The organism is Halobacillus sp., assembly GCF_049282395.1.
GTDB lineage: Bacteria > Bacillota > Bacilli > Bacillales > Halobacillaceae > Halobacillus.
In genome coordinates this window covers 1-4,106 of record NZ_JBAPTY010000300.1, presented here as the reverse complement: position 1 = coordinate 4,106, position 4,106 = coordinate 1, and the positions used below count along the sequence as shown (strand labels likewise).

Annotated in this window: 5 protein-coding genes; 1 reads left to right on the top strand and 4 read right to left on the bottom strand. The window is 41.8% G+C overall.

Annotation, left to right across the window (positions count from 1 at the left end; translation table 11 throughout):
- Positions 1-62: 62 nt before the first annotated feature.
- On the bottom strand, positions 63-1,727 hold the full coding sequence (locus WAM07_RS12960; protein ID WP_422167457.1) for a DAK2 domain-containing protein: 1,665 nt from the start codon (positions 1,725-1,727) through the stop codon (positions 63-65).
- Positions 1,728-1,757: 30 nt separating this feature from the next.
- A complete protein-coding gene (locus WAM07_RS12955; RefSeq protein WP_089752923.1) occupies positions 1,758-2,120 on the bottom strand; it encodes an Asp23/Gls24 family envelope stress response protein in 363 nt (120 codons plus the stop codon).
- Between the two features lie 244 nt (positions 2,121-2,364).
- Here WAM07_RS12955 and rpmB point away from each other — a divergent pair, with 244 nt between their 5' ends.
- Positions 2,365-2,553: a 50S ribosomal protein L28 gene (gene rpmB / locus WAM07_RS12950; RefSeq protein WP_089752921.1), complete on the top strand. Its 189-nt coding sequence runs from the start codon at positions 2,365-2,367 to the stop codon at positions 2,551-2,553.
- 93 nt (positions 2,554-2,646) lie between these two features.
- Here rpmB and spoVM read toward each other — a convergent pair whose 3' ends face one another.
- Together spoVM and WAM07_RS12940 are read right to left on the bottom strand one after the other, a co-directional pair.
- On the bottom strand, positions 2,647-2,727 hold the full coding sequence (gene spoVM, locus WAM07_RS12945) for a stage V sporulation protein SpoVM (protein WP_139205836.1): 81 nt from the start codon (positions 2,725-2,727) through the stop codon (positions 2,647-2,649).
- Between the two features lie 43 nt (positions 2,728-2,770).
- A complete protein-coding gene (locus tag WAM07_RS12940; protein WP_422167454.1) occupies positions 2,771-3,433 on the bottom strand; it encodes a thiamine diphosphokinase in 663 nt (220 codons plus the stop codon).
- Positions 3,434-4,106: the final 673 nt, after the last annotated feature.

Below are 4,106 nucleotides of genomic sequence, written 5' to 3'. Positions count from 1 at the left end.
AAAAAGAGGAACCTTTATGAGGTTCCTCTTTTTCAAGCTATAAAATATCGCTTCTTTATTTCTTATTCCACTGCAAAGATATAAGCGTAAATCGGTTGGCCGCCTTTGTGAATCTCTACTTCAAGATCTTCGAACGTCTCTTCCACGTAGGCTTCCAATTCAGCTACCTCTTTTTCATCCACTTCTTCACCGGAGATGATGGTGAGGATTTCATCTTCATCTTCATCAATCATTTGGTTCAGAAGTGTCTTCGCAGTCGTAAATTTGTCTTTATCAGTCGCAGATATTTTGCCATCGGCTATGCCCATAAAGTGACCTTTCTCAATCGATAGCCCTTCGATCTGGGTGTCTCTGACGGCATACGTAATCTGGCCAGTCTTTACTTCACCCATAAGACTGGTCATTTCATCTTTGTTCGTATTAAGATCCGCTTCCGGGTTAAACCCTAGCAGAGCACTCATGCCCTGAGGGATCGTTTTTGTAGCGATTACAGCTACTTCTTCTTCAGCCATATCTGCAGCCTGTTGGGCTGCCATAACAATATTTTTATTGTTTGGAAGTATAATGATGTGCTTTGCGTGCGCCTGTTTAATGGCTTCAGAAATGTCCTGTGTACTCGGATTCATCGTCTGTCCACCTTGGATGACAACGCTTGCGCCAAGGCTTTCAAACAACCGCTTAATTCCATCTCCCATGGAAACTGTAACTATACCGTATTCAGCTTTTTCTTTAGGCTTTTGAACCTCTTTTTTATCGCCGACAATGGAGGTATGCTGTTCGCGCATGTTTTCGATCTTCATATTAATCAGGCTGCCGAACTGCTGACCGAGATTCATGGCTTCTCCGGGGTACTCCACGTGAACGTGTACTTTAATTAAGTCTTCATCAGAGACTACGAGCAGCGAATCTCCAATTTTACTTAATGCCTGACGAAACTCTTCTTCATCAAATGGATTTTCTTTCAGCTTCTTTTCTTCGAATTTCACCATGAACTCTGTGCAATAGCCGAATTCAATGTCTTCTGTGTTCATGAAATCCTGTGCCAGTTTATGGTGTTCTGCACTAACCATTTCACCCATTGATACAGTTTGATCTAATTCAGGGAGTTCTTCTCCTCTTAAGTTAGCAAGAAATCCTTCGTAAATAGTCAAAAGACCTTGTCCGCCGCTATCAACTACACCGACTTCTTTTAATACAGGGAGCAGTTCCGGGGTTCCTTTTAATGATTCACGTGCTGCACTCACTACACCTTCAACAAACGAAATAATCTCTTCTTCTTCTTCAGCCAGGTGAGCAGCTGCTTCAGCTGATTCTCTCGCTACAGTAAGGATCGTACCTTCGACAGGCTTCATTACTGCTTTATAGGCCGTAGTTACTCCACCATTAAAAGCCTCTGCTAAATCCTTGGTTGTTAAGAATTCCTTTTCTTCAATAGCTCTGGAGAAGCCTCGAAAAATTTGAGAAAGAATGACACCTGAATTACCGCGAGCTCCCATTAAAAGACCCTTAGCGAAGGCTTTCGAAACTGCCCCGGCATGATTTTCATCCACGTTTTTTACTTCTTCTGCCCCTGAAGTCATAGATAAATTCATATTCGTCCCTGTGTCGCCATCCGGGACAGGAAATACATTTAACGCATCGATCATTTGGGAGTTCTTTTGTAAATTATGAGCTCCTTGTAAGATCATTTCGGCTAATGTTTTGCCGTCTATATTTTGTAACGTCACGCTTGCTTCCTCCTTTGACTACAACGAAACCTATTCACTTGTCACGCGAACACCTTGAATGTAGATATTCACAGAGTCCACGGATAAGCCTACCGTTTTATTTAATGTATATTTTACTTGTGATTGAACGTTATGAGCGACTTCGGAAATCTTCGTGCCATAGCTTACAATGATAAACATATCTATATGAAGGCGGTCATCGATTTGTCTGACCACTACGCCTCTGGAAAAGTTTTCTTTGCGAAGCATTTCCGATAATCCGTCTCGGATTTGATTCTTGGACGCCATGCCTACAATTCCGTAGCATTCCACGGCTGCCCCTCCTGCAATTGTAGAAATGACATCATTGCTGATCGTAATATGACCATACTGATTAGTGAGATCAACAGACATATGAATCCTCCTTTTAAACTCCTCAACTTCATGCCTATATTATAACACAAGGAAGGCAAATGATTAGACGTTCACTTTTCAAAAATTGTATCTGATATTCCTATTATACTTTGAAACAAATGAAAGTATCTGTCAAGAGAAAATTCTTGATATAATTCTTTTCACTATATTGCAAACATGTAGTGGGTATGATACATTAATTAAGTATCTGAAGATTTATGTATGTAACAGGAGGGATTATCATATGGCACGTAAAAGTGTAATATCCGGTAAAGGAACAACCACCGGAAATCACCGTTCACACGCAATGAACGCTAATAAACGTAAGTTTAAAGCTAACCTGCAAAAAGTACGTATTCTTGTAGATGGCAAGCCGAAGAAAGTTTATGTAACAGCACGTGAATTGAAGTCAGGTAAACTTACCCGCGTATAATTCAAGGCTTCCTATCAGCGTAAGAGATTCTTGCGCTCCGTGTCGAAGAGGTTCTTCGACCAAAAAAAGCACCCTTCCGGGGTGCTTTTTTTGTTAATCTTTTTTAAAAGTAGTTATGACTGCGCGTACCAGGCCCCCGAGAAACCTTGGGAGTTTGATCGTATAAAATCTCAAAGAGCTCCCTCCTCCTATATCAAGCTAATGCAGAATGCTTGTTTCAGCCTCTATTAGTCAAGTCTTTACTTCTTATTACTAATAGTATGCCTGAACGAAATGAAAAAGTACCTGTATTATGAATCAGACAATTAGAGACACATAGGGTTGAACCATAAGGTAAATAAGCATTTTGCAGAGGATAATAAAAACCTTGAAGGGTAAGATCAGTTACTTCAAGGGTCATCGGTAAAAAGGATACATAAGGAAATTCATTATCCGCTTTAAGCGTATGCTCACCTTCAGCTGCTAATTCCACTTGATTCTGGTGGTCCCTTATTGTACAGCGTACTCCTTTCTTTAATAAAGGATAAAGAAGTTGCAAATTAGCCATTGAGTGATCGATTCTTCCACCCGTCACCCCGAATAATAGAATATGCTCTGGGTTCCAATTAAGTGCCTGATTGATGGCCAGTTCAAGATCCGTTTCATCTTTTTCATTGGGGTATGGCTTAAACTGGATGGATATCTCTTTAATTTTTTCCAAAGAGGCCTGATCCACAGAGTCAAAATCTCCAATGGATACGTCCGGACATATATCATGTTCAAGAAGAACTTCGGCTCCCTGATCAGCTCCAATCCAAATACGCTCTTCATGGTCAAATGATTTCAAGTCAGGGATATAGGCTTTTGGTCCGCCTCCTACAATTGCTATAGATTTCGCCAAATAGGTCAACCTCCTTACCTAATGAATTGTTATAACTTCCGTGTTGACTTTAAAGTAAAGCTCCCATTACTTGAAGACTTGATTTCGAGATGAATGGGTCCGTTACGTTAAAGGAAAGAGGGCTGGTGGGGAAATAACTCGTCTTGTTCCATCACCCAGACACTCGAGACATAAGCCGCTCATCAACGGATTGAAAAACCGCAATCCTTTTGATGGTCGGCTTATGCTGGTCGTGTCTTTCGGGGTGAATCCACATTTGAACACTTTCCTATGGGGGAACGGTGAGCTTCCTCGCTCGTTTCACTCCCTGCGAGATCTCACCTAGTCCCTTCTCCCATGGGAGTCTCATCATTTCCCCACCACCCCAACTATAATGTTGCGAACGGACCCTTCTAGAAGAGAAAGATTCTCCTGTTTAATCTGGATTAAATGCTTTTATGACAGGCTATTGCAGGTCATTACATCCTGAAAATAGGTAGAAAACCACATGGTCTAATTCCTCGTCACGGAGGTGATGTATGAAGTGGTATCGAACTTATGACTGGGCAAGGTCCGGAGGGGGACGATGAAGACTCCTGTGGGATAAACATGATCGGTGAGACCCCGGAAGTCGAAGACTGAGGAGGCTCAGCACATGCCCACGGAAAGCGAAATCGTCCCCCGAAGGACCTAC

Excerpts from the sequence above, each read along its gene's own strand:
- WAM07_RS12955 (WP_089752923.1), bottom strand. The coding sequence starts at position 2,120 with ATGTCTGTTGATCTCACTAATCAGTATGGTCATATTACGATCAGCAAT.
- rpmB (WP_089752921.1), top strand. The coding sequence starts at position 2,365 with ATGGCACGTAAAAGTGTAATATCCGGTAAAGGAACAACCACCGGAAAT.